The organism is Dermabacter sp. HMSC08H10, from assembly GCF_001807585.1.
Lineage (GTDB): Bacteria > Actinomycetota > Actinomycetes > Actinomycetales > Dermabacteraceae > Dermabacter > Dermabacter hominis.
This window is the reverse complement of the sequence record NZ_KV789429.1, coordinates 219,588-243,752: the sequence shown is the minus strand read 5'-3', so window position 1 is coordinate 243,752 and position 24,165 is coordinate 219,588. Positions and strand designations below refer to the sequence as shown.

Sequence of the window (24,165 nt, the reverse complement as noted above, 5' to 3'; positions counted from 1 at the left end):
TGGCGCCTCACGGAAGAAGACCTAAAGCGCACACACCGTCATAATTGGGCGACTGGGTCTTTGGCGGCGAGATTCTCAGGCTCGGCTTATACCGGCTCGATCGGCCAACACCTGGGCCGTGACCGAGCGCGAATCCGGATGCAGGGCATGCTGAGCGACCGCCGCCGGTGTGCCAGTGACGAGGATCTGGCCACCCTCGTCTCCGGCTCCCGGGCCGACGTCGATGATGTGGTCGGCCTGCGCGATCACCCGGAGGTCGTGCTCGACAACGACCACCGTCGCGCCGTCATCGACCAGGCGACGCAGCTGGCTCAGCAATAGATCAACGTCCGCCGGGTGCAGCCCCGTCGTAGGCTCGTCCAGAAGGTACAGGCTGTGCTTGCGGCTGGAGCCGCGTTGCATTTCGGAGGCCAGCTTGATGCGCTGCGCCTCCCCGCCCGAGAGTTCCGGGGAACCCTGCCCTAGCCGCAAGTAGCCCAGGCCGAGTGCGTGCAGAAATTCGACCGAGCGCAGAATCCTCGGCTCCTCGGCGAAGACCTCGAGCGCCTCGTCCACGGTCAGCGACAAGATATCCGCGATGCTGCGGCCGCTCCACTGCACCTCAAGGATCTCCGGCTTATAGCGCTTGCCGTGGCAGACCGGGCACGTGGTGTACGTGCCGGGCAGGAACACGAGCTCGACCTCGATGCTGCCCGCCCCATCACACTCCGGGCAGCGACCCTTTTTCGTGTTGTAAGAAAAGTCCGACACCGACATGCCCCGCCGCTTCGCCTCCGGGGTGTCGGCAAACAGCCTGCGGACATAATCGAAAAGACCCGTGTAGGTCGCGACGGTGGAACGCACCGTGCGTCCAATCGGCTTCTGGGTGATGTGAACCAACCGACGGATGCTATCGATCCCCATTGCGCTCTCCACCCGGAAATCCCGGGTCGGGTCGGAGCCTGCCGTGAAGTCAGCATCCGGATCCTCGACCGAGACCTCATCGGCGCCGACAACCTGCTTAGCCGCGCGGGATGCCACGTCGGCCAGTACCCCGGTGACCAGGGTGGATTTGCCGGAACCGGATACCCCCGTGACCGCGGTGAGCGCACCCAGCGGGATGTCCACATCGGCCCCGTCGAAGGCGCGCGCGTGCACGCCGCGAAGGCTGATGGATTCACCGGTTCCTGCAGGGGTGTCCCTCAGCTCGGGGAAGCTCCCGTTCAAGGCGGTCGCAGTGGGGGAGTCCAGCTGCTCGGAGTTGGCGCGGAACTGGTCAATAGGGCCAGAGAATACCAGCTCCCCGCCGCGCTCACCGGCGCGGGGGCCGATATCCACGATCCAATCGCATTTCGCCACGAGGGACATATCGTGCTCCACCAGAAGCACCGAATTCCCCGCGTCAACGAAGCGCTGCAGCAGCTCAGAGACCGCCTTCCGCTCCACGACGTGAAGGCCTGCCGAGGGCTCATCCAGCACATAGGTGGTGCCGAACAGGTTCGAGTTCAACTGGGAGGTCAGCCGCAGGCGCTGGTGCTCGCCCGCAGACAAGCTCCGAGCCGGGCGAGAGAGGCTTAGGTGGCCTAGCCCCAGCTCGATTGCCGCGCGCACCGTGGGCAGCACCTGATCCAGCAGCAGTTCTTCGGCCTCGTCGTGCTCGTTCCACTGCTGCTTCGCGATCCTCGCTAAGCGCTGGAGGCGCTCCTCCAGCACATTCAGCAGGTCTTTCAATGCCAAGTCGTTGAATTCGTCGATGGCGTAGCCGGAGTAGGTGACTTGCAAGGTATCCTGCTGGAAACCGCGGCCCTCGCAGGTGGGGCATGTCGATGAATGCATGAAGGAGAGCACCCGGCGGCGGGTCGTATCCGATCCCGTCTCCGCCAGGGTCTCGGTGAGGTAAGTGGCTACCGAGCGCCATTTGCCTTGATATGACAGATGCACGGCGTTTTCGTCCCGCTCCGGATGGACTGTCACCACCGGCTGCTCGTCCGTGAACAGGATCCAGTCGCGGTCTTCTTGCGGAATATCCCGCCACGGGATATCGAGCGGGTAGCCGAGGGCGCCAAGGATGTCCCGGAAGTTCTTGCCCAGCCACGCTCCCGGCCACGCGGCGATCGCGCCGTCCCAGATAGACAGACTGGGATCCGGCACCATCGACTCTTCCGTCGGCCGGTGCACGGTTCCGGTTCCCTGGCATTCGGGGCACATGCCGGCGGTGGTGTTGGGGGAGAAGGCGTCGGAATCCAGCCTGCCGTATTCCAGCCGCTCGCGCATACCGTCCGGGTAGCTGCCGGAGCGGGAAAAGAGCAGCCGAACACTATTCGAGATATTTGAGATCGTCCCCACGGAGGAGCGCGCCCCACCGAGGGTGGTGGACTGCTGCAGGGCCACCGTCGGCGGCAGGCCTGTCACTGACCCCACGCGCGGGTTGACCGCGCCACCGATGAGACGGCGCGCGAAGGGGGAGACGGACTCCAGGTAGCGGCGCTGCGCCTCCCCATGGATGGTGCCGAAGGCCAGGCTCGACTTGCCCGAACCCGATACGCCGGTGATCGCCACGAGCGTATCCCGGGGCAGGTCGACGTCGATGTGTTTCAGGTTGTGAAGGTGCGCATCGCGCACCCGGATCATGGGATCGTGACCCGCAGGTGCCGTAGTGCGTGGCGCCGGGGGCTCGGACGTGGAGTGGGTCATGGTCGCTACTCTACCTAGCAAGCTGCGCCCTGGTCGGCGGCGCCTTGCCAATGGCAGTCGCGGGCGGCGCGTGGCCTTCCTGTCGTTCTAGACCTGAGACCGGGAAGGCTCCACGATCAGCGCGAGTCCCGCATCGAGGTCTGCCAGCAACTGCTGAGTCGAGTTTTTCGGGCCGTTGAGGTAGTCGATCGTGAGCCCGTTGACGAGTGCCGTGACCAAGCGAGCTCCTTGTTCAGGCGATAGTCGGCTGCTCAAGCTCTCATGCCGTTCAGCTGCCGCAAGCCCGTTGCTTACACGTGCTCGGAAGCGTTCCACTTCGGCGTCGTATAAGTCGGCTAGCCATTCGCGTGTGGAAGCGGCGGCGCCCACGATAACCCACACTGCAGCGTCTTCACGCTGGACAGGACCAATCGGCAGGAGCTCGGCTAGGCGGCTGCGGATGACCGCGTGAAAGTCTGTCGCGTCGGTCTCTCGGAGCGCCCGCGACTCCTGCCGCTGAATAGACCGCATGAATGCTTTCGCGATGATGTCGTCCCGCGTTCCCATCTGATACTGGACAGTCCCGGGTGCGACCCCCGCCTCTGCCGCGACATTGCGAACACTCAAGGCATCGAGGCCCTGGTTGACCATCACTCGAATAGCAGCGTCGGCGATCAGTGCCGCTGTGCCGGTGAAGGGGATGTTGGGGTCAACGGGCATGAGTCTCCAATCTTGCGTGACCCAAGTGCTGCCAGCCGTTCGTTGCCTGGTTGCATCTCACTGAAACGTTCCATACGATCGTATCAATCGAAAAGTTCGTACAAATGTATGGATGTGGAATCTCCTTCATCGTTCCGCAAGCTGAGGAGAGCATTCCCATGGCCGCGATTTCCGTACCTGACCATTGGAGAACGTCATGTCAGACTTTCTAGCCCTCGCTGGTCTCGCGCTCGTCGATAGCTTGAGCGTAGGAACTCTTGTCATTCCTATTGCTCTCATTTTTGTGTGGCGTCGAGTCTGTTTCGGCCTGTTGGGTGCATATCTCACGACGATTGGTGGGGCCTACTGTGGTCTCGGCATTGCTTTGCTGTTCGGTTTTGAAGCGGTAGTGCAGCGTTTTTCTGGAGTCGCCGAGGCCGATTGGTTCCGATGGGTGACTCTTGTTCTAGGTGTGGGGCTTTTCCTTTTTGGGGTGGCCGCCCCAAACCCTAAAAAGCAAGCAGCCAAGGGGTCTGATTCGGTGGAGCAGCCGTCTGTGGCGAGTGTCGACGCCGCTGCCGCAACTATTACCTCTGCCGCTGCGCTTCCTGACGCCGATGTCCGGGAGGGTCGGGCATTTCGCCTCGCCCGGGGTGTTTCGCTGAGTGTGAGCGGTATGGTGGCGTTGGCGTTGGGAGCCGCCGTTGTAGAGGCAGCCACGATGTTGCCCTATTTGGGTGCGATGGGGATTATCCAGTCCATGTCAGTGGGGATGTCCAGCAAGATTGCGCTGATTGTGGGTTACTGCGCCGTCATGATCTTGCCAGCGATTCTGATGAGCGTCATCGCGGGCGTCGCGGGGCCCGCTATTTTTCCGCGGCTGGAGCGTGCCATTGGCCGGCTGGAGTACGAAGCCAAGGTGACACTGCTGTGGATCGCGGCAATCGTTGGTTTGTATATGGCGTACAGGAGTGCGGTGCGGCTCGGGCTGATGGGCTGAGCAACAGGTAGTAGTGCAACACGGTCCGCCTTCGTCGGTGTCTCCTTCTAGGGAACGGGGTATGGGAGCCCGTGAGACGTGAGAGCGTGCCGTAGATGACTGCGTACAGCGCTACGCGGTAGGGGGTGTCAGGTAGCTGTTGAGTTCGCGGATCTTGTTGCCGGTGAGTCAGCTAACCGCCCCAGGTGAACGGCGCGTAAGTCAGTAACTCCCAAACATGTTGCGCTGCGGTTTTGGCTTAACGTCCCCCATGCACCTCGCGCGATTGAGGCGAGTCGTCTGGATCAAACCACCGGGGGCGGATATCGAGTCCGGTTTCCGACGGCTGACGCAATGATGATTGCCACGGAAATGCCGGGCGCGAACGAATTAAGTAAGGCGAGCCTTGCCTAATTGTGGTACGTTATGCGGCATGAGATCAAAGCTCTCGTATACCGCGGTTGAGGTCCGCGTCGACGCAGTGCGCGACTTGTGCCCCTCGATGCGTCGAGTCACCCTGAGCGGAGAAGGACTTAAGAAGGCTGCTCCGCTTTGCCTTGACCGTCGGATCAAGCTCGTGCTGCCCCGATACCACGGTGACGCACTGGAGGACATCCCGCGTATCCCAGGTTGGTATGACGCCCTCGTGTCTTTACCGCCAAGTGATCAGCCGTCCGTGAGGACATACACGGCACGGGCAATGCGTCCAGACATGGCCGAGCTCGACGTCGATGTGGTTCGCCACGGCACCAGCGGCCCCGCGGGCCGGTGGATCGAAACCGTGGCTGCTGGCGATCGGCTCGTCGTAGCTGTCCCCCGCGCCGATTTCAAGGACATTGACACCATTGGCCTGGCCTGGCATCCGGGTAGTGCCAAGCAAATCCTGGTGGCTGGCGACGAAACCGCAGCACCGGCGATAGCGAACATTGCTGCCTCGCTGGCCCCAGATGCCGTCGGCACGATTCTCATCGAGATGCCGACCCCTGAGGATGCATGGCCCCTCACGGTCCCGCCCGGGGTTGACGTTAGAGTGCTGTGCCGCGAAGGGGAGGCTCCCGGAAGCCTGCTCGAGCGCGAACTTTACACGCTGACGTGGCCGCCCGAAGCGGCCGAAAGCGTAGCGGTCGATGACCTTGACGATGACGCTGGAATCCTGTGGGATGAACCCGCCGGAGATGCCGACGGCGAGCATTTCGCCTGGTTGGCAGGCGAAAAAGGGGCTGTGCAACGTATGCGCCGCTTCCTCGTACGCGAACGAGGCTGCCCCCGCGATCGGGTGGCCTTCATGAGCTACTGGCGTCAAGGACACGCCGAATCCTGACCATCCCGACGCGACCGCGTCGGGCCCGCATAACACCTAAAGGAACACCAGAAATGTATCCCTCAGATCAGCGTCTGAGTATGCCTCGTCGCGGGCTGCTCGCCCTGGCCGGAGCCTTCTCGTTGTCTGCCCTCGCCGGTTGTGGCAGCGACCGTTCGAGTGCTGGGTCAACGTCCACCGAAACCGCGTCGGCGGGCAGTTTCCCCGTTGTGATTCGCCATGCCTTGGGATCCACGACCATCAAGCAGGCGCCTCAGCGAATTGTCACGATCGGGCAGGGCGCCACTGAGGCCCTCATCAGTATGGGGGTCTACCCGGTTGGCGTTGAAACCTATGCCTGGGGAGCTGACAAGGATGGACATCTACCCTGGAACCGAGAAGCCTTCGAGAAGGCGGGACGGCCCCTTCCAGCTCTATTCGCCGGCGGTGAGCAACTCGACGTCGAGGCCATTGCGGAGCTCGAGCCCGACCTGATCCTCGCTCCATGGTCAGGGCTCACCCAGAAACAGTATGACCAACTGACCGCGTTCTGCCCGACTGTCGCCTACGAGAAATCCGCCTGGACCACTACTTGGGACGGCGAGATCCGCATGGTGGCCAAGGCGCTGGGGCGCCCCAGCGACGGCGACAAAGTCATTAGCGACCTCAAGAAAACCCTCGCCGACACTGTTGCTCAGCACCCACACTGGGAGGGCACGACCTTCAGTTACATCTACACTGAAGGCCAGGGAACGCTTGGCATTTTTCGTCCCACGGAACAACGCGTGGCCTTGATCAGCATGCTCGGCCTGACGGTCGACCCAATTGTCGATACCATCACGGCCAACGATGGGTCCGATTGGGCGCTCATCAGCCTCGAGAATGCCGATAAGCTCAAGGATTCTGACCTCATCTTCACCTTTCATCTGGATGCCGCGACCAAGAAACAGGTCACTTCGCAGAAGCTTTACTCGTCGATCCCTGCCATCAAGCGTGACAGCGTGGTGGCCCCGACTGACCCGCAGCTCGTCACAGCGATCAGCATGATCAACCCGCTCACCGTGCCGTGGAGCCTTCCGCGTCTCACTGATCTCATCGACCAGGCCGTCGCGAAGGTGACGGACTAACTCTTGCTGGCTCGTCGACGTACTCTGGTCGCCACCGCTCTCGTGGCGGTGGTGCTCGGTATCACCTGTGTGCTCAGTCTTGCTCTGGGCAGTAAAGCTATCGGGCTTTCCGATCTGGTGGAAGCCATCCACAGTGGCGGCGATCTCCACGTGCGGGAGGTGCTGGCAGCACGTGTCCCACGCACCTTGTGCGGGCTGGTTGCGGGCGCTGCCCTCGCCAGTTCTGGCGCCGCGATCCAGACAGTCACTCGTAATCCCCTCGGGGATCCGGGGGTTCTGGGGCTGACAAGTGGTGCAGCAGCTGGAATCGTTACCGTCACGTCGATCCCCGGGCTCGCTGGCCTTCAGCTCGTCGGGGGAGCCTTCGCCGGAGCGGCGGTGGCCACGGTTGCAGTGATGGTACTTGGCAGTTTCGGGCGTGGCACCGATGCCACCAGGTTGGTACTCTCCGGGGCCGTGACGACAGCCGTCGCCGTTGCCTACTCGCAGGCCGTGAGCCTACGCCACAAGGCAGCCTTTGACGCGTTGCGCTATTGGTCAGCGGGATCGCTGGCGGTAGGCGACTTCCTCGATTGGTGGCCCGTGGTGGTGATCGCAGTCGCGGGCGCGGGGCTCTTCGCCCTGGGACGTGGGCTGGATGCCGTGGCTCTTGGCGACGAAGTTGCCGCGGGCCTGGGACACCATCCCGCACGTGTGCGCGCTCTCACTCTTACCGCGGTGGCTCTGATGACCGCGGCCGCGACAGCGATTACTGGCCCTATCGTCTTCGTCGGTCTCGCTGCGCCGCACTTGGCACGACGATTAGCCCGCGGCTCGGCGCGTGCGCTCATCGGTTTGTGTTGTCTGATTGGGCCGGTGCTCATGCTGCTGGCTGATGTGATTGGACGCCTGGTCCTGCGTCCTGCTGAGGTACCTGTTGGAGTCGTGACCGCACTCTTGGGTGCGCCTTTGCTGCTCGCAGTAGTCCGCCGCTCACGAGGCGTGCTGTGAACGCGGCCCCTACCTCCCTCGCCGCGAATCAGGACCGCGCCGCCCGTCTCGCCCAGCGCAGCCGTACCCGGCATGTCCTCGCGGTGGTGATTCTGGTGGTGGCTCTAGTGGCATCCTGCGCGTGGACGCTGGCCGTTGGCAGGCTCGGCACTCCCATTACACGTCAACCGCAAGCTTTGCTCGATCTCCTCATCGGACGCGGGAGCCTCGCTCTGACGACACTGCGCGGGCCGCGCCTTGCCGTGGCGGTGGGGGCGGGTGCGGCGCTGGGACTGGCAGGAGCATTATTCCAGCGCGCTACTGCGAATCCACTTGTCACCCCCGATGTCATTGGGATTACCACCGCAGCTGGAGCTGGAATGGCGGTGGCGAGTGCGCTCAATGTTCCGACCAGTCTCGGCGCGCTGGGCGGTGCCATTGCGGCCGGCCTCATCATCCCGTGGGCCACGACAACAGGCTTCCGTAATCCCGGCGCGGTGATCGTCGCAGGGATCGGTGTTGCAGCGGCCTCCACCGCGTTGACGCAGTTTGTCTTGGTTTTCTCACGCCAGTCGGAGGCCATGGCTCTCGCGGCCGCACTCACCGGGTCGCTGACCGCGCGAACCTGGGGTGATGCTCTGGTCGTCTGGTCAGTGCTCCTCCCGCTGGGTCCGGTGGCTTTGGCGCTGCGTGTTGACCTCGATCTCATCAGCCTTGGCGACGATGTGGCTCACGGTCTCGGATCGCGCCCGGCCAAGACGCGTTCGTTCGCGCTGTTGGTGGGAATCCTGCTGACCGTGGGCGCGGTGGCAGCGGCCGGCCCGCTCGCCTTTGTGGCGCTCACTGCCCCTCATTTGGCTCGTGGATTGACCGGGCGGCCGGCGATGGGATCCGCGGCGTTAATCGGTGCGACGACGGTGTGCCTGGCCGATCTCGCTGTTCGACACGTGGCGTTCCTGGCCGGGCTTCCCGTGGGTGTACTCACAGCCCTGATCGGCGGTCTTTTCCTTGGCGCGGTTCTCATCTCACAAATCCGGGAGGGCTCACTATGACCAGTTCGGCGATCGACATGAATGAGCTCACCATTCGCTTCGGTGGCCTGACCGCTGTTGACCGCCTTAGTGCCATGGTGCCGAAGGGAAGCTTCAGCGTTGTCATCGGCCCTAACGGGTGTGGCAAGTCGACCTTGTTGCGCGCCGTGGCCCAGGTGCGGCCGGCCGACGAGGGTAGCGTGACGATGCTCGGCCACGATGTTGCCCGCATGGGACGTCGACAGCTGGCTCGTACCTGCAGCCTTCTGCCGCAGACCACGGTGGCCCCACGAGGTCTGCGCGTGGGCGAACTCGTGGCGCGTGGCCGCCACCCCTACCACTCGTTCCTCAGTAGCAGTGCCCCCGGTGACAGTGAGGCCATCTACCGGGCGGTTGAACGCGCCGGGGTTGCCGACCTCGTCGACCGATACGTGCACGAGCTGTCTGGTGGCCAACGGCAGCGCGTCTGGTTAGCGATGGTTCTTGCCCAGGACACTCCAGTCATCCTGATGGATGAGCCGACCACATTTCTGGACCTCTCGGCGCAGTACCTACTTCTCGACCTCTGCTCCGACCTGGTCGATGAAGGTCGTACGGTCATGGCCGTTCTGCACGATCTGCCCCAGGCAGCTGCCTATGCCGATCACGTGCTTATGTTGAACCAAGGGCGATTGGTTGCCGCGGGATCCCCTGCCGAGGTGATCACCGAGGAGAATGTGGAGGAGACCTACCGAATCAAATGCCGCGTGGACCTCGAGGATCCGCGCGGGCCGGTGGTTCTTCCGCTTGCTCGCAAATATCGACTGTGAACCAGCTGGCGCAGCCCCGGGGGCCGTTCGAATCCGACGGCTCAAGGCGGTGAAATGCTGATCCCAGGTTCGGTATGCACGCAGTGGACTGCGGTCTGAAACAAGGAGATGCTGAACAGATCCGATCTGGGGCTAACCAGGGGTAGGGGCGCCCACGCAGAACTCGTTGCCTTCTGGATCCTGCATAACGGTCCACACGAGTCCCGGTGCTTCATGACTGCCGAGTTCGGTGGCGCCTAGCTTCTTGAGGCGCTCTACTAAAGCTTCGCGTTCAACCCCGCCGCCGTCGAGATGCACGCGGTTTTTACCGGGAGTGGGATCTTCAACGCGCTGAAAGCCTAGTGCCGGAGTGGAGTCGAGCAAAACGAAGTCTCCGTAGTCGGCGGCGATAGTGCATCCTGTGGCGGACGACCAGAATTCAGCGAGTTTAGGGGGATCGTCGCAGTCGAAGGTTACCTGGCGGATAGCAAAAGTTTCCTCACGCATAGTCCGCATCGTACGTGTGTGTCGTTGTTTCTACCTGTTAATCGCAGGTAGGTAAATGTCCAACGGTGCGCCGTGGGATTCTGCTTTAACGCCTCAGTCGTTATCGGCCCGTGCCACGCCGACGCTGGGCAGTGACAAGCGCGTAACCGGTCGTGGAGTTGATCCGCCCAGAATCATCGGCGTGGGCCTCGAGGTGATCGTGCAGCGCGGTCCAAAGAGCCTCTCGGCGGGCACCGGCATTGTCGGCCATCCAAGCGTGCGTCGGGCTTCCTTCTCGGTAAAGCTGCATACCCTCTTCGACGCTTTCGAATGACCAATCCAGGTCGAGGTGGTCGATGCTGATGTGGTCGAACCACGGCGACAAACGCTGGTGTGCCACATCGTCGACGCCCCAGGCCATGTGGGGTGGGGTTTGCGTCGAGGAGCCGGGGCTCACGGCTTCCGACATTGCGTCGGTCATTGTTGCGAGAAAGCCTTCGTGATTCCACGTGGCCATCACAAGAGTGCCGCCGGGACGCAGGATACGAGCCCACTCTTCGGGCCCCGCTACGGGATCGCAAAACATGGAGCCAAACGTGCTTGTCAACGCGTCGAAGGTGGAATCCTCTAGCCCGGTTGCCTCCCCTTGGGTGCCAAGCCATGTGGCCCCAAGTGCGAGCCGCTGCCCGATCGTGCGGATCCGTGCGGTCGGCTCGATGGCGGTCACGGAGTAGCCGCGGCTGAGGAGCTCCGCGACACCTTCGCCATGCCCGGAACCGATGTCGACGACAGTTGCGGGACTGGGCGTGCGGCGAGACAGTTCGGCGGCAACGAGTGTGGAGACTGGGCGCAGGCGTGCGGCAGTCGGGGCGTAGTCGCACGCGGACCAGATGTCGCTAGGGGAGGCCATGCCCACACACTACATGAGAAGCGTTATCACGTAACTGTGGAGCGTGCCTTCAGCGGCTCTGCCTATGTGAGCTCAAACGCCACGACGTCGACGCTGTCGTCCATGACGAGACCCGGGTAGTGCGTATCGAGAGCTTCGTGCAACTCCGTCAACGAGGCAAAGCCGTCCCGCCTCGCCTGCTCCTCGGTGAGGTTACGGCGACGAGTGGGCGTCACGGAGGTTACGGTAGCGTCGATCGTCATGACCTCACCGCTGTCTTTCTCGAACACGAGCTGTGCCGGGCCGGGGTAAAACGGATCGTCGACTCGGATGGTCTGCCGCTTAGTTCCTTCCCTGATCGCGCGCTCGTAACCTTCCCACATGTAGAGCTTCTGCGGGCGTTCCATGGCACGCCAGTCATAGGCGTAGGGGAGCAGCTCGGCAACACTCACGGCCTCAAGTCCGTTGGACCCTCGAACCACGCACTGGATCGCGGGATCGCGGTCAAAAAGCACCTGTCGGCACTTCCCACACGGGGAAATGACCTGCCCGGTTGGCCCGTAGACAGCGGCGACGGCGACAACGGGGTCGTCGGCACAATCGGCGGCGTGATTAGCGAGAGCCGAAATCTCGCCACACGGTCCGCCTAGAAAATGGAATGCGTTGAGCCCGAGCACTGTTCGGCCAGACTTCGTGAGAAGGGCAGCGGCCACCGTATGGTCGCCACCATCGTTGCCCCGTCGGGCATGGTCAGATGCAGCACTTACCAGCTGTCGGAGCTCGGACGTTATCACGCACTCACCATATCAGTGCCCTAGCGGGGTCGGTTCGGCTCAAACAAAAGCCAGGCGACCAGGAAACCTTGCGGTTATGCGAGTTTCGCCAGTTCTTGGGCTGCGCCAACCATTGTCCGACGGTCGCTCTCCGACGGTCCCTTCTTACTTTCGGAGGCCGAGCGCGAAGACGGCACTGTCGCCAAGCTATCGCTTGCGGAAACGGTGAGTCGCGCTCGTCAGCCGATTGAGCGCTGAGTTCCAACGATCGCGCAAAGCGATCCATGGGCCGATCGCGTCTCTATATGGCATAGCTCCGGCCTTAGGGCCGAACAGGCGTTGCTCCACCTTGCCCTCGTCTTTCCCAACGATTCCCAAGAGAGCCGTGAGGATCCGGAGGCTGACGTTGCGCGTGGCGCGCGCCGGATCTTCACTGGTGATGTTCTCCTTGAGATGCCAGGCGTACTCGCCCAAGGCGGAAAGATCGGGCATCCGCGCCTCGTCGTAGTCGGTAAGCGGTGTTGAGCTACCGGAGGCTAGAGCCTCCGCGAGCAGCATCGCATCTTCGAGACCGGAGTTCACGCCTTCGCCCGTTGGTGGAATAACGGAATGAGCGGCGTCGCCCAACATCACGAGCCACTCGTCGTGGGAAACGTACGGGCAGCGAACAACGGCACCGCCGAGGGGTTCTCGATTGAAGAAGTCGGCGTAGTTAGCGTGGGTGAGCAACGGCGGGAGAAGGGGCGCGTTGTGCTCGAGATACCGACGTAGGGCGGTGATTCGATCTTCGGAACGATCAGACGACAGCAGCATGGCTTCTGCCGGGTCGCTTTGAATGGCTGTTATCGCGATACACCACACGCCGTCGGGGAGCGTGGCGGTATAAATGCCTTTATTCGTGAAGATGTGATGCCATCGTGGATCTAAGCCGGTGGCGGTTGCCCCGGGAGTTGAATACACCACGCGGAATTGGACACCCCAATCGCCCACCTCTGGGTTGAAGTTGGGCAATTGATTAGCCATCGACCGGCGGGTGCGAGACCACACACCGTCGCAGGCCACGACTATGCCTTCGCCGACGTGGATGGGAGCAGCCTCGGCAAAGTGCAGGGTGCGGGTCTCGAGGTCAACCTCGCGCAACTTATGCCCAGTGAGTATGGAGATTCGAGGATCGTGCCTGGCCGTATCCAAGAGTATGCCGGTGAGTCTGGCGCGAGTCGTGCCGATCAGTGTTCCTGATGGCAAGGATGCGATGGTTCGGCGTCCCGTGCGGATCTTAAACCCCTCGACCAGCTCTCCCTGGGCTCGCAGCTGATCCACAAGCTCGGGGGCGATGCGCCGCAGAGTTTCCTGTCCGCGCGGGTTGACACCTATGGGATAGCTGTTTGCGTCGCTGAGTGAAATATGATCCTTGGCCTCATATAAAGTTACGCGTCGGTTTTGCGCAGCCAGCAGGAGGGCAGTTGCGAGGCCGACCGGGCCCGCACCGATGATATGGATGTCTCGACTTGCCATGGCTGAACGCCCTCCTGTGATTCAGTCAGTGTAGAGCCGAACAGGTACGTCCACACGCGCGTCCTACATGCCGAAGACCATTCCTCTGTGACAGCAGAGGAGTGTCCTAATCGGACGGCTTGAACGTGCCGTATTGTCAACCGGTCAGGAGCCCGCTTCTTGGGTTCAGAAGGCATTTGTAGCACTGTGTCCATGGGGTGAGGCCGCGCTCGAGCAAGCCGCGCAGGCCTTTTCCAGTCCGTCTTGCAACGCTGTTCTCGCCAACTGGTACGGGACCGGATGGGGAGGAGACCGCCGTGAGTTGGGAACACGACATCGACGCATTGGCGCAGCAGGGCAACGACCGCATGGATGAGGAAGACTACCTCGGTGCAGTGGAGCTATTTGATCGCGCCTGGGATTTGCTTCCGGAGCCGAAAACACAGTGGCCGCAAGCGACGTGGCTGCTTGCGAGCATCGGTGATGCGCACGTGCTGCGCGGGGATTTCGAGACTGCGCACGCGGCGCTCACAGCGTGCATGCACTGCCCTGATGCTCTCGGCAATCCGTTCATTCACTTGCGGCTCGGCCAGGCGCAATTCGAGCTCGGCAACGAGCCGCGCGCGGCGGATGAACTCATGCGTGCGTACATGGGGGCGGGACCGGAGATTTTTGCCGACGAAGATCCGAAGTACATCGAATTCTTGGCGAGCAAGGCGACGCATATCGAGCGACCGCGCAGCTGAGGCTTACGAAAACGCCTACCGGCTAGCTGAGCCACCTCGCCCCTGCGCGTAAGCCATGAGCGCGAGTCCACCGTCGGAAATAGTGAAGCCCCCGCCCACTCGCAGTTACGCGAGCTAGCGGGGGCTTCTTCGAGCGTCAGCTCTTCAGAGCAGCTCAGATGGTGTCGCCCTTGCGGTTGCCCTCGGCGTCAACGCCGTCCACGGCAACCTCTTCGTGCGCAACGTCGGTCGCGACCTTCTCGGTGTCCTGAACGGTGCGGGTGCCCACGCGGACATCCTCGGTTGCAACGGTCTCCTTGTTCACGACGGGGCGCTCCTCGGAGATCGAAACCTCGACCTCGTCCTCGCCGAGGGGAGCGTCGGTTGCGGTGCCGGTCGCGGGGGTGCGCTCGACAACGAACTCTTCGCGCTCAACGGGAACCTCGACGGTCTTCGTCTCGGTGACGACGTGCTTGCGCAGACGCACACGGCCGGTCTCGACCTTTTCGGTACCGACGTTGACCTGCTCCTCGTGGAGCGTGATCTTCTGCTCGTCGTTCACGTCGCCAGCTTCGCGGCGATCCGCATCAGCGGCGTAGTCCTCACGGTTCACGTCGCTAGCGGCATCGCGCTCGCCGGCAGCGCCCGCAACGCCCGCGGTACCGGCAACACCGGCGGTGCCGACGCCTGCTGCGCTCTCGTTGCCGGCGGCATTATTCGCGAGGCCCTGCTGGTTGAGGTCGCGATCCTCGCGGACCTCGCCCGCGTTGGCGGTGGTCTCGGTGCCGTAGCCCGGGTCCTTCACGCCGTAGTAGCGGTAAAGTTCGTTTTCCTGCTCGGGGGTGATCTCGCCGTCCTCGCTGATGTTCGGAGCGTCCTTCACGAAGTCCTTCTCGTAGGGGACGGTGATCTCGTCGCCGCTGAGCTGAGCTTCGTCGAGGGGAATGAAAGTCTCGTTCGAGCCGAAGAGGCCCGTGTTGACGGTGACCCACGAGGGCTCGCCGGTGCTGTTGTGGAGGTAGACCTGGCCGACCGAGCCGATCTTGTTGCCGTCGCGGTCGATAACGGTGGCTTTCTGGAGAGTGTCGATCTGATCGCGGAGGTTCATGGCTTTTGTCCTTTCCTCGTGCTTTGTCCTGTTCAGACTTTCGAGACACTTTGGGAAGCTCGTGAGCATCTCTTGTGGAGCGCTCGGAGCCCTTGCGCCCCAAGCGAGATCCAACTTTCCATGGGTTCCTTGGGGTTATTTCCACGTAGTCTGACCGGCGCGCGAGAGGAACCTTGCTGTGTGCTGGACAAAGCGCTGTGAGCCTGAAAGAGCTATGCGTGTGGTTTTCAGGCTCGAGTGAGAAACAATGGAGAAATGGACTTCATCGTTCGAGATGCACACCCTCACGATGCGTTCGCTGTTAGCGAACTTGCGGCCCGTACTTTTCCTTTGGCTTGTCCTCCGACGCTTGCTCAGGCCCACATCGACGCCTATATTCGCGAGCATCTCACTCCCGAACATTTTGCTGCGCACATCGATCACCCGGAGCACGATGTGCTCGTGGCAACCGTCGGAAGAGCACTTGTGGGCTACGCGCTCCTGCTCTTCGGACCAGATGGCGCCCCCGCACCGAATCTAGGCGTGACGCTCCAGCGCGCGGGGCTCCTCTCCAAGTGCTACGCCGTTCCCGAGGTGCACGGCAAAGGAGTCGCGGCGGCAATCCTCGAAGCCGCCGAACAACGCGCTCGTGAACGCGGTGTGGAGGGTTTATGGCTCAACGCGAATGCTGATAACCACCGGGCGCAGCGTTTCTACAGCAAGCACGGGTGGGAGCGCGTGGGCGATATCGATTTCGTGGTGGGTGAGGTAGTGCACCACGACCCGGTTTTTCAAAAGCCCGTATTTCAAACGGACGTTTAGCCGAATACGGCGCGCAGGATCACGATGCCGAGGGCCCCGATCGCAGCCGCGGCGGGAAGCGTGATGACCCACGCGAGGGCGATCGGCTTCATGAGATTCCAGTTAGCGGCCTTGTTGATGAGACCGATGCCGAGAATCGCGCCGATGAGGATGTGAGTCGAGGAGACGGGAATGCCGATCATCGAGGCTCCCATCACGACGCCCGCAGCGGAGAGCTCCGCGGCGAAGCCGGAGGCGGGGTGCATCTTCGTGAGGCCCGTACCTACGGTCTTGATGACGTTGCGGCCGATGAACCAAAGACCGCAAACCAAGGCCACGCCGGCGCTCAGCATGAGAGCAGCGGGCACTGTTGCATTAGCGGAGATCGACCCGGTCTTGAGAACATCGAGGACTGCGGCGAACGGGCCGACCGCATTCGCGATGTCGTTGGAACCATGGCTGAAAGCGAACGCCGAGGCGGTAAACACCTGCATCCATGAGAACAAGAGGAAGGTCGAGCGGGAGAGGTCCTCGTTTTTGAGCGTCTTCGCGAAAATAAACACGGCCATCCACACGGCAGCACCCACCATCGCCATGATGAGGATGTTGCCCGCACCGTTGATGTCGAGGTGGAGGTTCTTGAGGCCCTTGAAGAGGAGCATCGAGGAGATCACGATTGAGCCGGCGGCAGCGAGGAGTGGCACCCATGTATCGAGTGCGCGGTGGGCATTGATGTGCTCGGCGCGTTCTTCGATGTCGTGGAGCTCGCGATAGTAATCCGAGTCGAGATCCTCAACGTCGTAATCGGGGTCTGACTGAATCGTAGAGGCATCGCGCGCCATGGCATTCGTGTAGGCGATCTGCTGGATCTCCGTGAGTCGTTCGAAGGCCTTCTTGTGCTTTTCACGGTGCGCGGCGCGGTCGATCTTGAGCTGGCGGAGCTTTTCATCGGCTTCTTCGTTGTACACGAGGATGTACCGCTTGATCGCGCCGAAGAGAATGTAGGCGACGATCCCGCCGAGGAGAGGCGACGCGACCCAGGACAGCGCGATCTTGCCGATCTCGCCCCACTGCACCATCTCGAAACCACCGGTGCCCGTGACGAGTCCGAGCGTCACGGCCGCGCCAACGATGCCGCCGACGATCGAATGGGTCGTCGAGACGGGCCAACCCATCTTTGTTGCGACAAGCAGCCACAGGGCCGCGCCAAGGAGTGCCGACATCATGATGAAGGCGAAGTCGAGTGGTTGAACGGAGAAGGCATCGAGATCGACGATTCCGCTTCGCACAGTCTCAGTGACATCGCCACCAGCGATCACGGCGCCGCTCACTTCGAAGATCGCGGCGACCATGAGTGCCTGCTTCATGCTGAGCGTTCCCGCGCCCACCGACGTGCCGAACGAGTTGGCGACGTCGTTACCGCCGATGTTGAACGCCATGAACAGGCCCACGACGATGGTCGTGATGAGGATGCCCCACGATCCAGTGTCGGTGTAGCCAAGCGCCCAGTAAATGCACAAAATGAGCGTGCCGAGTGTGAGGACACCGAAGGCGAGGTGCCAATTGCGATCGGGGCCAAGGAACTGGCGCTTTGGTTCGAGGACGTCGTGAGACATGAGGAACAATCCTTCGAGGGCGGGGAGTGGACCGCATCATGATGCATCGGCAGAGCAACTGAAAGGTTACGCGCACTTTGCCTTTGGGTGGATATTCCCAGTCTGTTGGCCATGAATTTCACAAAGTACGTGGGGTAGACGGCTGGATTCTGCGCGGGCGAAAGCCGAGGAAGGGGCGATGGCGGCGAGGGGGCACGGTTTTTCTCCTTCTCGGTTGTGCTGTTAGCCATCACGGTGCCTGTGCTGCATGAAACTGCCATGAGGCGAAAATGAAGAAACCTTCATGTACTGGGAGCGCTAGGGTTAGACGGGCGCACGCCCGGCTGTTTCTGGTGCGGGGCCGTTCACATACGAGACGCAGCGAAGAGAGAGAAGGACCCATGCGAGACGAGCGGATGCGGGCTCTCGCAACCACGGCACGAACTCTCGTGGGGTACGGCCACCTCACGTCGGAGGCAAGCTCCGCCGTCGAATCGCTGAGCGCTCGACTCGGCTTGCCGGTACGGTGCATTGTTGAATGGAACCGCGTCGTCCTCGTCGACATCGACGGTCGTGCGCACACGACCGTCCACGTGCGACCCGAGGCGATCAACATGGCGCGCGTTAACGCGACGCTACGAGCTATCGACTCGCTTCCGGCCAGTGGCGACATCGGTGATCGTGAACTCGCGCGGCTCAATTCTCGGCTCGACGAAGCAGCCTCGATTTCGCACGCCCCGCTATGGCTTTTCGTCCTCGCCTGTATCGCCGGCGCGTGGGGTCTCGCTCTCATCTACGGTGCCCGCAGCCCGCTGTCGTACCTGTTGATTGCCCTGGCGGCGGGTATTGGCGGTTGTATGAGGCGATGGCTCGGGGCCCACGGCATTGCCGTGCCGGGCCAGGCGCTTGCGGCTGCCATGCTCGCGGGGATCCTTGGTGGGGTCGCCGATCACCTTGGTATCGCCTCGGCAGCCAGACTCGTCGCGGTATGCCCCGCCATGATTCTTGTGCCGGGCCCACACCTCATTAACGGCGCGCTCGACGTCACGGGAAAGAACGTCACGGTGGGGTGGCATCGCCTCGTGTATGGCGGGATCATCCTCGCCGCGATCAGCGGCGGGCTCGTCGTGGGGCTTCTCCTCGTGGGGAGCGACCTTCCCGTTACTGCTGGTGCCCGTACGCCGTCGCTATGGGTCGATGCGCTCGCGGCAGCGCTCGCCGCGATGGCGTTCAGCGTCTACTTCTCGATGCCGCTTACGCAGGCGGCGTGGCCCATCCTCGTGGGAGGGCTCATCCATGCGGGACGCTGGATTCTCATGGTTTCGTGCGGAGTGAACGTCATTAACGCCGATCTCGCGGCCTGCATTGTCGCGGGACTTGTGCTGAGCGCCGTTGCACACCGCAAACGCCTGTCGTTCGCAGGCGTGGGGTTCGCCGCTATCGTCGCGCTCGTGCCCGGCATTTACCTGTTCCGCGCAGTGGCGGGAATGGTGCAGCTGACGGCGCGGCCCAGCACGGTTGTCGTGGTCGGCATTGCACAGGACTTCTCCGCCGCTCTGCTGATTCTCGCCGCGATGACGTTCGGGCTCATCCTCTCTCACGGCTTCATCACGAGGTGGCGCGCGGCCGTGCAGTAGTGGCGGTCGCTAGCCCTCGACCTTGCGCTTTGCCTCGCGCAATAGCGATGCATATTCGTGCGCGCTCATCGACACTTCCGGCATGTTGCGAAGCCCGTATCGGGCCTTGCCGTCGGCATCGTGCTCGAACTTCCACGCGAGGGGAAAGCCCGCACGGGCAGCCTTGCGGCGCGGCCAGGCGAGGACACCGGGGATGACGCGTTCACTCTTGAGTCCGAGCGCGGCCACAATCTCGGGCGCTCCGAGCGTGTTCGGCGCAGCGTCCATGAAAAGCGTGAAAATATCGCGCTCGTTTCGTTTGAGGGAACGCCACCACTCGACGGCGCAGTCGAGAAGGTCGTGATCGCTTGAGGTGGGCGCAGCGGCAGCGGCGCTGCGGCGCGGGCTTTCCGGTTCACGGGGTGTGCGGTCCGACGCCGGTTGCGCCTCGTCTTTGCCTCGGTTGACGGCGCGCTCGCCGCTGGGGCGAGTTTCCGCAAGGCCCCCGCCTTCCGTCGCGGGCCTCTCGTGCGCGTCGTCGTTCGCTTTGGGCAGGGCCGTCTCGCTTTCCGCGAGCCACGTGCCAAAACGCGTGTAGAAATCGGCGAGCCGATCTTCGGGGACGAGAACCTTCACCTCATGCATGACCATAGGGTAATTCTAGGCCGCCCCAAACGGCGCCGTGCCTTTTCGCTGCCGTGTCCCTATGCGCGTGGCGCCGCGTTTTTAGGAGCCACCACCCGGTCGAGAACGGCGAGCAGCGCAGGCAGGATCCCCACGATCAGGATGATGGCCGCAAACGCCCCGATCGCGATGGTTCGACAGATCTGGGCAACCGTCGGATTTGAGAACAGAAAACCGATCACGCCCGTCACCAGCACCATGATGAGACCGGAGGTGAGGATCGTGTGAATCGAACCGTCGTAGGCGCGCGCGAGCGATTCTCGCACCCCGTGTTCCTGCCGTGCCTCCCGGTAATACGTCGTGAGGACGATCGCGTAATCGATCGTGGCTCCCATCAAAATGCACTGCACGATGAGCATCGCGAGGTAGTACATGCTGTATCCCTGGAGCCCGACGGTGCTCACCGTAATAAAGACGCCCACCTGCACAAGCAGTACAAGAATCGCAGGCACGGCGATCGAGCGGAACGTGAGCGCCACAATGATGAATATTGCGGCCGCCGTGAAAAGTGCGATCTTCACATTTTCCGCGCCGAATCCCTCGCGCATTTCGTACACCATGGCTGAATCTCCCACGAAGAAATGCTCACCGGGCACCTTGGCGTCTGCGAGATCGACGAGATTCTCGACGAACGCGAGTGTTTCCGGGCTTTCCTTGGGGTAGTCAGTACGGATAATTAAACGCGAGAACTCGGTTCCCACGAACCGCGTGCGAACATCAGCGATGTCTGCGGCGGCGCTCTCGAGTTGAGAAACCTGCTCAGTGCTCAACTGCCCCTCAAATCGCCCGTCCTGCCCGGAGTTTTCGAGCATGAAGTGCACGAGGTCATCGAGTGACATCGTCCAGGACGGATCCGATTCGTGAAGCGCGCGGTGCAGCACGAAGAGCTGAGTGAGATCGTCCTCGTTGAGAGGAGCCGCGTCGCTCGCGTCGCCTGAATAATCGCCCTCGCTCCCGCGCTCCTTCATGCTTTTAAGCGCCGACGCTAGCTGCTTCGGGGTGAACTCGCGGCCGAGAACGTCACCGGGCACCTGACCTGAATCGAGTGCGCGCTCGAGGGCGTCGACTCCTTCAATCCGGCCGATGCCGCCCGACGTGAAAGACCCGAGTTCCCCCTTTTGGCTGAGGTTTTTAGCCTCGCGAGCGGCAGCCACGAATTCTCGTAGCGTCATGGTTCCCGCCTGACCGTCGTGGTACGCGAAATACACCATCGAGAGGGCCGTGTCGTTGAGGGCCAAGGAGCCGTCGGCCCCGTCCTTGTTCCCAATCGCGTTCCCAGAGTCGTGCGAACCCTCAATTTTTTCCAGGGTGCTTTTCATCTCGCGCTTCGTGAGCGGCTCCCCGACGGTCGTGGGGTAGCCCATCACGCTTATCGCGTGCGGATCGCGCTGTACAGCACCGGCAATCTCATGGATGTGCTCAGCATTCGAATTGAGATAGACGAGCACGATGTCGTTATCGGGGGTGAAATGCTCGGCGACCCGGTCGGGGGTCGAAAGCGTGTACGCCGTCTCCGTACGGGACTGGAGAAACGCGGATCCCGCAAGGATAGCGACGAACACAGCGAGAACGACCCACCGTGCAGCGTGCTCGAGCCGAGCGAGCACGCCCAGGCGGGGGTGGAGGAACGGTTTTGGGGTGCGCGCTATCAAGGCGTCGCACATGACAAGGAGTGCGGGAAGGACCGTGAAAACGGTCAGCATTGAGATCGCTACGCCCTTGGCAAGGACGATGCCGAGATCGGCGCCAACCTTGAAGCTCATGAAGACGAGCACGAGGAGGCCGACGATTGTCGTAATCGATGCCGAGGCGATTGCGCTGAAGGCCTTGGGCAGGGCTCGCCTCATGGCGATTGCGCTTGCGTCCGGTACGGCGTCCAGACCGCGGCTTTTCTGCGCGGCGCGTTCTTGCCGATACCGATTGGCGAGGATGATCGAGTAATCCATCGACAAGACGAGCTGGAGGATAGCGGCAATCGAAAACGTCACTTCTGCGATTTCGCCAAGGACAACGTTGGATCCCATGTTGAGCACCACGGCGATGCCAATCGTCGCGAGGTAGAGCAAAGGCTCGATCCACGATGCACTCATCGCGATAAGGATCGCGGCGAGCAGCGCGACGGCTATGGTCGCGATCCACAGGGGAAGCTCGCCGCTCGTCGAGGGGTTATCGCTCGTGAAGGTGAGGGGGTGCCCGTTCAGGCCGGACTCGCTCAGTTCGGCGAGTTCCTCGGCAAGGGACGTCGCAGCCGGGTCCGAATAGTCGGATTCGGAGGAGACGACGAAGAGCGTGTGGTCACCGTTGATGTATCGGGCTGGGTCGCCGTCGGCAGGAGTGGCATTGGTTGACGATGTGACGTGGTGAACCCCATCGAGCTTCTCGAGGGCAGCGAGGGTTTCTTTGCGCTCCGAGTCGTCAGCGAGTCCATCCACCATGACTCGAAACGTTGAAAGATCGGGGTCATCGAACTGATCTGTGAGGACTTCGGTGCCTGCGCGCATCGGTGATGCGGACGGCAGATACTTCGCCATGTCGGCATTCACGCCGACGAAAGGAATCAACGCGCCAAAGAACACCGCGCACAACGCCGCAAGGGCGACGATGAGGTGCCGCGCACGCACGATGAGAGACGCACAATAATCAAGCATCGCGGCTCCTGCTGTCCTCACATGCGAGGTGCCTACCGAAAGGGTGGGCGGCTGTATCGAAATCGTTACTAGTGTACGCACCCGGCAGCAGCGTTTCGAAGACGCGGATTTTCGCCCCTAGAATGGAGCCACGACCGGTTGGCCCCGAGGGTCCGACGGGGGAGAAGACAACGAACACACCACCGGAACAACCGGTGCGATCCGGAAAAGCCGGGGAAACGAGGACGCCGTGACAGGGGCCTACCACGCCGATTCAAGCGATCTGCAGGTGAAGGAGGTCCTCACGTGGGAGACCTTCGGCACCGCGAGCCGTGAACTTGCACAAACCATCATTGATTCGGACTTCGAGCCCGAGATCATCATCGCCGTTGCGCGCGGCGGCCTGCTCCCGGCGGGGTCCCTCGCATACGCTCTGGGACTCAAACTTGCCGACGCTATCAACGTCGAGTTTTACACCGACGTTCACGAGACCCTTCCCGATCCAGTTCTCCTCGCGCCGCTGCTTGACACCGAGGCTATTGAAGGCAAGCGCCTGCTCGTCGTCGACGATGTTGCCGATTCCGGCCGTACCCTCGCGCTTGTCCTCGAGCTTCTCGAGGCTCAAGGCGCCGAGGCGCGCTCCGCGGTCCTGTACTCGAAGCCGACGTCGGTCGTCGAGCCTCATTTCGTCTGGAAACATACCGCCGACTGGATCGTGTTCCCCTGGTCGGCTGAACCGCCCGTCACTCCCACGGAAAAGTAAGCGGCCGGCCCCGCTGGCGCTAGTGGGCCTTCTTCCCCCACGGGGTCAGTGCCCACACGCCGGCCACGACGGCGCCCCACGCGAGCCCGAACACCAGGGCGCACAGCGTATCGACGAGCCAGGCGAGCACTCCGCCCACGCCCGCGATCGCCTCGACGCCCTCGGCGAGGTGGTGCACGAGCGCGTACGGTGCGTGCAGCCCGAGCTCATCGAGCCCCGTGAGCATGATGTGACCGCCAACCCACAGCATGGCGAACATTCCGACGTAGCTGATGATGGTCATGACGACAGGCATTGCCCGCACGAGCCATGCGCCGAACGTCTTCGCGGCGCCTGAATCTCGTTTCGTGAGCGCGAGCCCAACGTCGTCCATCTTGACGAGCAGCCCCACGACCCCGTAAACGGCGAGCGTGATGACAATCGCGACGACCACGAGGATGAGGGCGCGATCCACGAGGGGCTGGTCAGCGACCTCGTTGAGCGAGATCACCATAATTTCTGCGGAGAGAATGAAATCGGTGCGCACGGCCCCCGATACAACCTTCTTTTCCGCATCCTCTCCCTGCACAACGGAAGGCTCGGCTTCTTTCGCTTCCTTGTTGCCGGTGACAAGCTCCCAAATCTTATGGGCACCTTCGAAGCACAAGTAGGTGCCTCCCAGCATGAGTAGCGGCGTGAGGACCCATGGCGCAAACTGCGAAAGAAGGAGCGCGAACACGAGGATGATGGCCTTGTTGAGCAAGGAACCCTTCGTGATTTTCCAAATGATCGGCAGCTCCCGCTTGGGATTGACTCCGCGTACGTATTGCGGAGCTACGGCTGCGTCGTCAACGACGACTCCCGCTGCCTTTGCGCTGACCTTCATGGACGCGGCGGCAACATCGTCGGCATTGGCCGCGGCCATGCGCGCGAGGGCGGCGATATCGTCGAGCAGTGCGGCAAAGCCAATGGCCATAAGGAAAAACCTTCCGGTGCGCGCGTCGAGGGCGCTCCCATTTTATGGGTATCCGCGCGGTGAATCCCGCCACCACAACTTGGAGGAGACTCGCGTCTTTTCCTAGAGTGTTGGGCGCTGCGCGG

The 24,165-nt window shown here is 62.3% G+C and carries 21 protein-coding genes; 10 read left to right on the top strand and 11 right to left on the bottom strand.

Features of this window, described 5'->3' with window-relative positions; all coding sequences use genetic code 11:
* Window positions 1–75 precede the first annotated feature (75 nt).
* A complete protein-coding gene (locus HMPREF3176_RS09215) occupies window positions 76–2,673 on the bottom strand; it encodes an excinuclease ABC subunit UvrA (protein ID WP_070459947.1) in 2,598 nt (865 codons plus the stop codon).
* Between the two features lie 87 nt (window positions 2,674–2,760).
* Window positions 2,761–3,372, bottom strand: coding sequence for a TetR/AcrR family transcriptional regulator (locus HMPREF3176_RS09210; RefSeq protein ID WP_016664144.1), 612 nt, complete (start codon window positions 3,370–3,372; stop codon window positions 2,761–2,763).
* A gap of 196 nt (window positions 3,373–3,568) precedes the next feature.
* Here HMPREF3176_RS09210 and HMPREF3176_RS09205 point away from each other — a divergent pair, with 196 nt between their 5' ends.
* From HMPREF3176_RS09205 to HMPREF3176_RS09180, 6 genes are all read left to right on the top strand, one after another.
* Window positions 3,569–4,351: a GAP family protein gene (locus HMPREF3176_RS09205; protein ID WP_016664145.1), complete on the top strand. Its 783-nt coding sequence runs from the start codon at window positions 3,569–3,571 to the stop codon at window positions 4,349–4,351.
* A gap of 412 nt (window positions 4,352–4,763) precedes the next feature.
* Window positions 4,764–5,651, top strand: coding sequence for a siderophore-interacting protein (locus HMPREF3176_RS09200; RefSeq protein WP_016664146.1), 888 nt, complete (start codon window positions 4,764–4,766; stop codon window positions 5,649–5,651).
* Window positions 5,652–5,704: 53 nt separating this feature from the next.
* Window positions 5,705–6,757, top strand: coding sequence for an iron-siderophore ABC transporter substrate-binding protein (locus HMPREF3176_RS09195; protein ID WP_083286356.1), 1,053 nt, complete (start codon window positions 5,705–5,707; stop codon window positions 6,755–6,757).
* Window positions 6,758–6,799: 42 nt separating this feature from the next.
* Window positions 6,800–7,747 (top strand): FecCD family ABC transporter permease, encoded by a 948-nt coding sequence (locus HMPREF3176_RS09190; RefSeq protein WP_371327120.1) that lies wholly within the window; start codon window positions 6,800–6,802, stop codon window positions 7,745–7,747.
* Window positions 7,744–8,778 carry a FecCD family ABC transporter permease gene (locus HMPREF3176_RS09185; RefSeq protein WP_070459941.1) on the top strand — a complete coding sequence of 345 codons (1,035 nt, stop codon included), beginning with the start codon at window positions 7,744–7,746 and terminating at the stop codon, window positions 8,776–8,778. Before HMPREF3176_RS09190 ends, HMPREF3176_RS09185 begins: the two co-directional genes overlap by 4 nt.
* Window positions 8,775–9,566 (top strand): ABC transporter ATP-binding protein, encoded by a 792-nt coding sequence (locus HMPREF3176_RS09180; protein WP_070459937.1) that lies wholly within the window; start codon window positions 8,775–8,777, stop codon window positions 9,564–9,566. The genes HMPREF3176_RS09185 and HMPREF3176_RS09180 overlap by 4 nt, the downstream gene beginning before the upstream one ends.
* A 132-nt stretch (window positions 9,567–9,698) precedes the next feature.
* On the opposite strand, the gene HMPREF3176_RS09175 is transcribed toward HMPREF3176_RS09180, so the two are convergent.
* The 4 genes from HMPREF3176_RS09175 to HMPREF3176_RS09160 form a co-directional block, all read right to left on the bottom strand.
* Entirely contained in the window at window positions 9,699–10,052 is a 354-nt protein-coding gene (locus HMPREF3176_RS09175; RefSeq protein WP_070435238.1) for a VOC family protein, read from the bottom strand.
* Window positions 10,053–10,152: 100 nt separating this feature from the next.
* Window positions 10,153–10,941, bottom strand: coding sequence for a class I SAM-dependent methyltransferase (locus HMPREF3176_RS09170; protein ID WP_070459934.1), 789 nt, complete (start codon window positions 10,939–10,941; stop codon window positions 10,153–10,155).
* 62 nt (window positions 10,942–11,003) lie between these two features.
* On the bottom strand, window positions 11,004–11,633 hold the full coding sequence (locus HMPREF3176_RS09165) for an ASCH domain-containing protein (RefSeq protein WP_246826722.1): 630 nt from the start codon (window positions 11,631–11,633) through the stop codon (window positions 11,004–11,006).
* A 267-nt stretch (window positions 11,634–11,900) separates the two neighbouring features.
* Window positions 11,901–13,208: an FAD-dependent oxidoreductase gene (locus HMPREF3176_RS09160; protein ID WP_083286355.1), complete on the bottom strand. Its 1,308-nt coding sequence runs from the start codon at window positions 13,206–13,208 to the stop codon at window positions 11,901–11,903.
* Window positions 13,209–13,504: 296 nt separating this feature from the next.
* On the opposite strand from HMPREF3176_RS09160, the gene HMPREF3176_RS09155 reads away from it, so the two are divergent.
* A complete protein-coding gene (locus HMPREF3176_RS09155; RefSeq protein WP_070459928.1) occupies window positions 13,505–13,933 on the top strand; it encodes a tetratricopeptide repeat protein in 429 nt (142 codons plus the stop codon).
* A 154-nt stretch (window positions 13,934–14,087) separates the two neighbouring features.
* Here HMPREF3176_RS09155 and HMPREF3176_RS09150 read toward each other — a convergent pair whose 3' ends face one another.
* Complete coding sequence (locus HMPREF3176_RS09150) at window positions 14,088–15,020, bottom strand: DUF2382 domain-containing protein (RefSeq protein ID WP_016664156.1); 933 nt, start codon at window positions 15,018–15,020, stop codon at window positions 14,088–14,090.
* Between the two features lie 255 nt (window positions 15,021–15,275).
* Between HMPREF3176_RS09150 and HMPREF3176_RS09145 the strand changes: the two genes are divergently transcribed.
* Complete coding sequence (locus HMPREF3176_RS09145; RefSeq protein ID WP_040386503.1) at window positions 15,276–15,821, top strand: GNAT family N-acetyltransferase; 546 nt, start codon at window positions 15,276–15,278, stop codon at window positions 15,819–15,821.
* Here the strand turns inward: HMPREF3176_RS09145 and HMPREF3176_RS09140 are convergent.
* Window positions 15,818–17,416 carry an inorganic phosphate transporter gene (locus HMPREF3176_RS09140; RefSeq protein ID WP_016664159.1) on the bottom strand — a complete coding sequence of 533 codons (1,599 nt, stop codon included), beginning with the start codon at window positions 17,414–17,416 and terminating at the stop codon, window positions 15,818–15,820. The genes HMPREF3176_RS09145 and HMPREF3176_RS09140 overlap by 4 nt on opposite strands.
* Before the next feature lie 380 nt (window positions 17,417–17,796).
* On the opposite strand from HMPREF3176_RS09140, the gene HMPREF3176_RS09135 reads away from it, so the two are divergent.
* Window positions 17,797–19,032 carry a threonine/serine exporter family protein gene (locus HMPREF3176_RS09135; RefSeq protein WP_070459925.1) on the top strand — a complete coding sequence of 412 codons (1,236 nt, stop codon included), beginning with the start codon at window positions 17,797–17,799 and terminating at the stop codon, window positions 19,030–19,032.
* 9 nt (window positions 19,033–19,041) lie between these two features.
* On the opposite strand, the gene HMPREF3176_RS09130 is transcribed toward HMPREF3176_RS09135, so the two are convergent.
* Together HMPREF3176_RS09130 and HMPREF3176_RS09125 are read right to left on the bottom strand one after the other, a co-directional pair.
* Window positions 19,042–19,662: a hypothetical protein gene (locus HMPREF3176_RS09130; RefSeq protein ID WP_070459922.1), complete on the bottom strand. Its 621-nt coding sequence runs from the start codon at window positions 19,660–19,662 to the stop codon at window positions 19,042–19,044.
* Between the two features lie 53 nt (window positions 19,663–19,715).
* Window positions 19,716–22,343: an efflux RND transporter permease subunit gene (locus tag HMPREF3176_RS09125; RefSeq protein WP_070459919.1), complete on the bottom strand. Its 2,628-nt coding sequence runs from the start codon at window positions 22,341–22,343 to the stop codon at window positions 19,716–19,718.
* A 229-nt stretch (window positions 22,344–22,572) separates the two neighbouring features.
* Between HMPREF3176_RS09125 and HMPREF3176_RS09120 the strand changes: the two genes are divergently transcribed.
* Window positions 22,573–23,085 (top strand): phosphoribosyltransferase, encoded by a 513-nt coding sequence (locus tag HMPREF3176_RS09120; RefSeq protein ID WP_016664163.1) that lies wholly within the window; start codon window positions 22,573–22,575, stop codon window positions 23,083–23,085.
* Between the two features lie 19 nt (window positions 23,086–23,104).
* Here the strand turns inward: HMPREF3176_RS09120 and HMPREF3176_RS09115 are convergent, their stop codons facing one another.
* Window positions 23,105–24,040, bottom strand: coding sequence for a DUF808 domain-containing protein (locus tag HMPREF3176_RS09115; RefSeq protein ID WP_016664164.1), 936 nt, complete (start codon window positions 24,038–24,040; stop codon window positions 23,105–23,107).
* Window positions 24,041–24,165: the final 125 nt, after the last annotated feature.

What these genes read in the sequence shown, in the direction of transcription:
- HMPREF3176_RS09215 (WP_070459947.1), bottom strand. Translation starts at nt 2,673, where the DNA reads ATGACCCACTCCACGTCCGAGCCCCCGGCGCCACGCACTACGGCACCT.
- HMPREF3176_RS09180 (WP_070459937.1), top strand. Translation starts at nt 8,775, where the DNA reads ATGACCAGTTCGGCGATCGACATGAATGAGCTCACCATTCGCTTCGGT.
- HMPREF3176_RS09160 (WP_083286355.1), bottom strand. Translation starts at nt 13,208, where the DNA reads ATGGCAAGTCGAGACATCCATATCATCGGTGCGGGCCCGGTCGGCCTC.
- HMPREF3176_RS09135 (WP_070459925.1), top strand. Translation starts at nt 17,797, where the DNA reads ATGCGAGACGAGCGGATGCGGGCTCTCGCAACCACGGCACGAACTCTC.
- HMPREF3176_RS09200 (WP_016664146.1), top strand. Translation starts at nt 4,764, where the DNA reads ATGAGATCAAAGCTCTCGTATACCGCGGTTGAGGTCCGCGTCGACGCA.
- HMPREF3176_RS09195 (WP_083286356.1), top strand. Translation starts at nt 5,705, where the DNA reads ATGTATCCCTCAGATCAGCGTCTGAGTATGCCTCGTCGCGGGCTGCTC.
- HMPREF3176_RS09175 (WP_070435238.1), bottom strand. Translation starts at nt 10,052, where the DNA reads ATGCGTGAGGAAACTTTTGCTATCCGCCAGGTAACCTTCGACTGCGAC.
- HMPREF3176_RS09130 (WP_070459922.1), bottom strand. Translation starts at nt 19,662, where the DNA reads ATGGTCATGCATGAGGTGAAGGTTCTCGTCCCCGAAGATCGGCTCGCC.
- HMPREF3176_RS09140 (WP_016664159.1), bottom strand. Translation starts at nt 17,416, where the DNA reads ATGTCTCACGACGTCCTCGAACCAAAGCGCCAGTTCCTTGGCCCCGAT.
- HMPREF3176_RS09145 (WP_040386503.1), top strand. Translation starts at nt 15,276, where the DNA reads ATGGACTTCATCGTTCGAGATGCACACCCTCACGATGCGTTCGCTGTT.
- HMPREF3176_RS09125 (WP_070459919.1), bottom strand. Translation starts at nt 22,343, where the DNA reads ATGCTTGATTATTGTGCGTCTCTCATCGTGCGTGCGCGGCACCTCATC.
- HMPREF3176_RS09115 (WP_016664164.1), bottom strand. Translation starts at nt 24,040, where the DNA reads ATGGCCATTGGCTTTGCCGCACTGCTCGACGATATCGCCGCCCTCGCG.
- HMPREF3176_RS09210 (WP_016664144.1), bottom strand. Translation starts at nt 3,372, where the DNA reads ATGCCCGTTGACCCCAACATCCCCTTCACCGGCACAGCGGCACTGATC.
- HMPREF3176_RS09205 (WP_016664145.1), top strand. Translation starts at nt 3,569, where the DNA reads ATGTCAGACTTTCTAGCCCTCGCTGGTCTCGCGCTCGTCGATAGCTTG.
- HMPREF3176_RS09170 (WP_070459934.1), bottom strand. Translation starts at nt 10,941, where the DNA reads ATGGCCTCCCCTAGCGACATCTGGTCCGCGTGCGACTACGCCCCGACT.
- HMPREF3176_RS09150 (WP_016664156.1), bottom strand. Translation starts at nt 15,020, where the DNA reads ATGAACCTCCGCGATCAGATCGACACTCTCCAGAAAGCCACCGTTATC.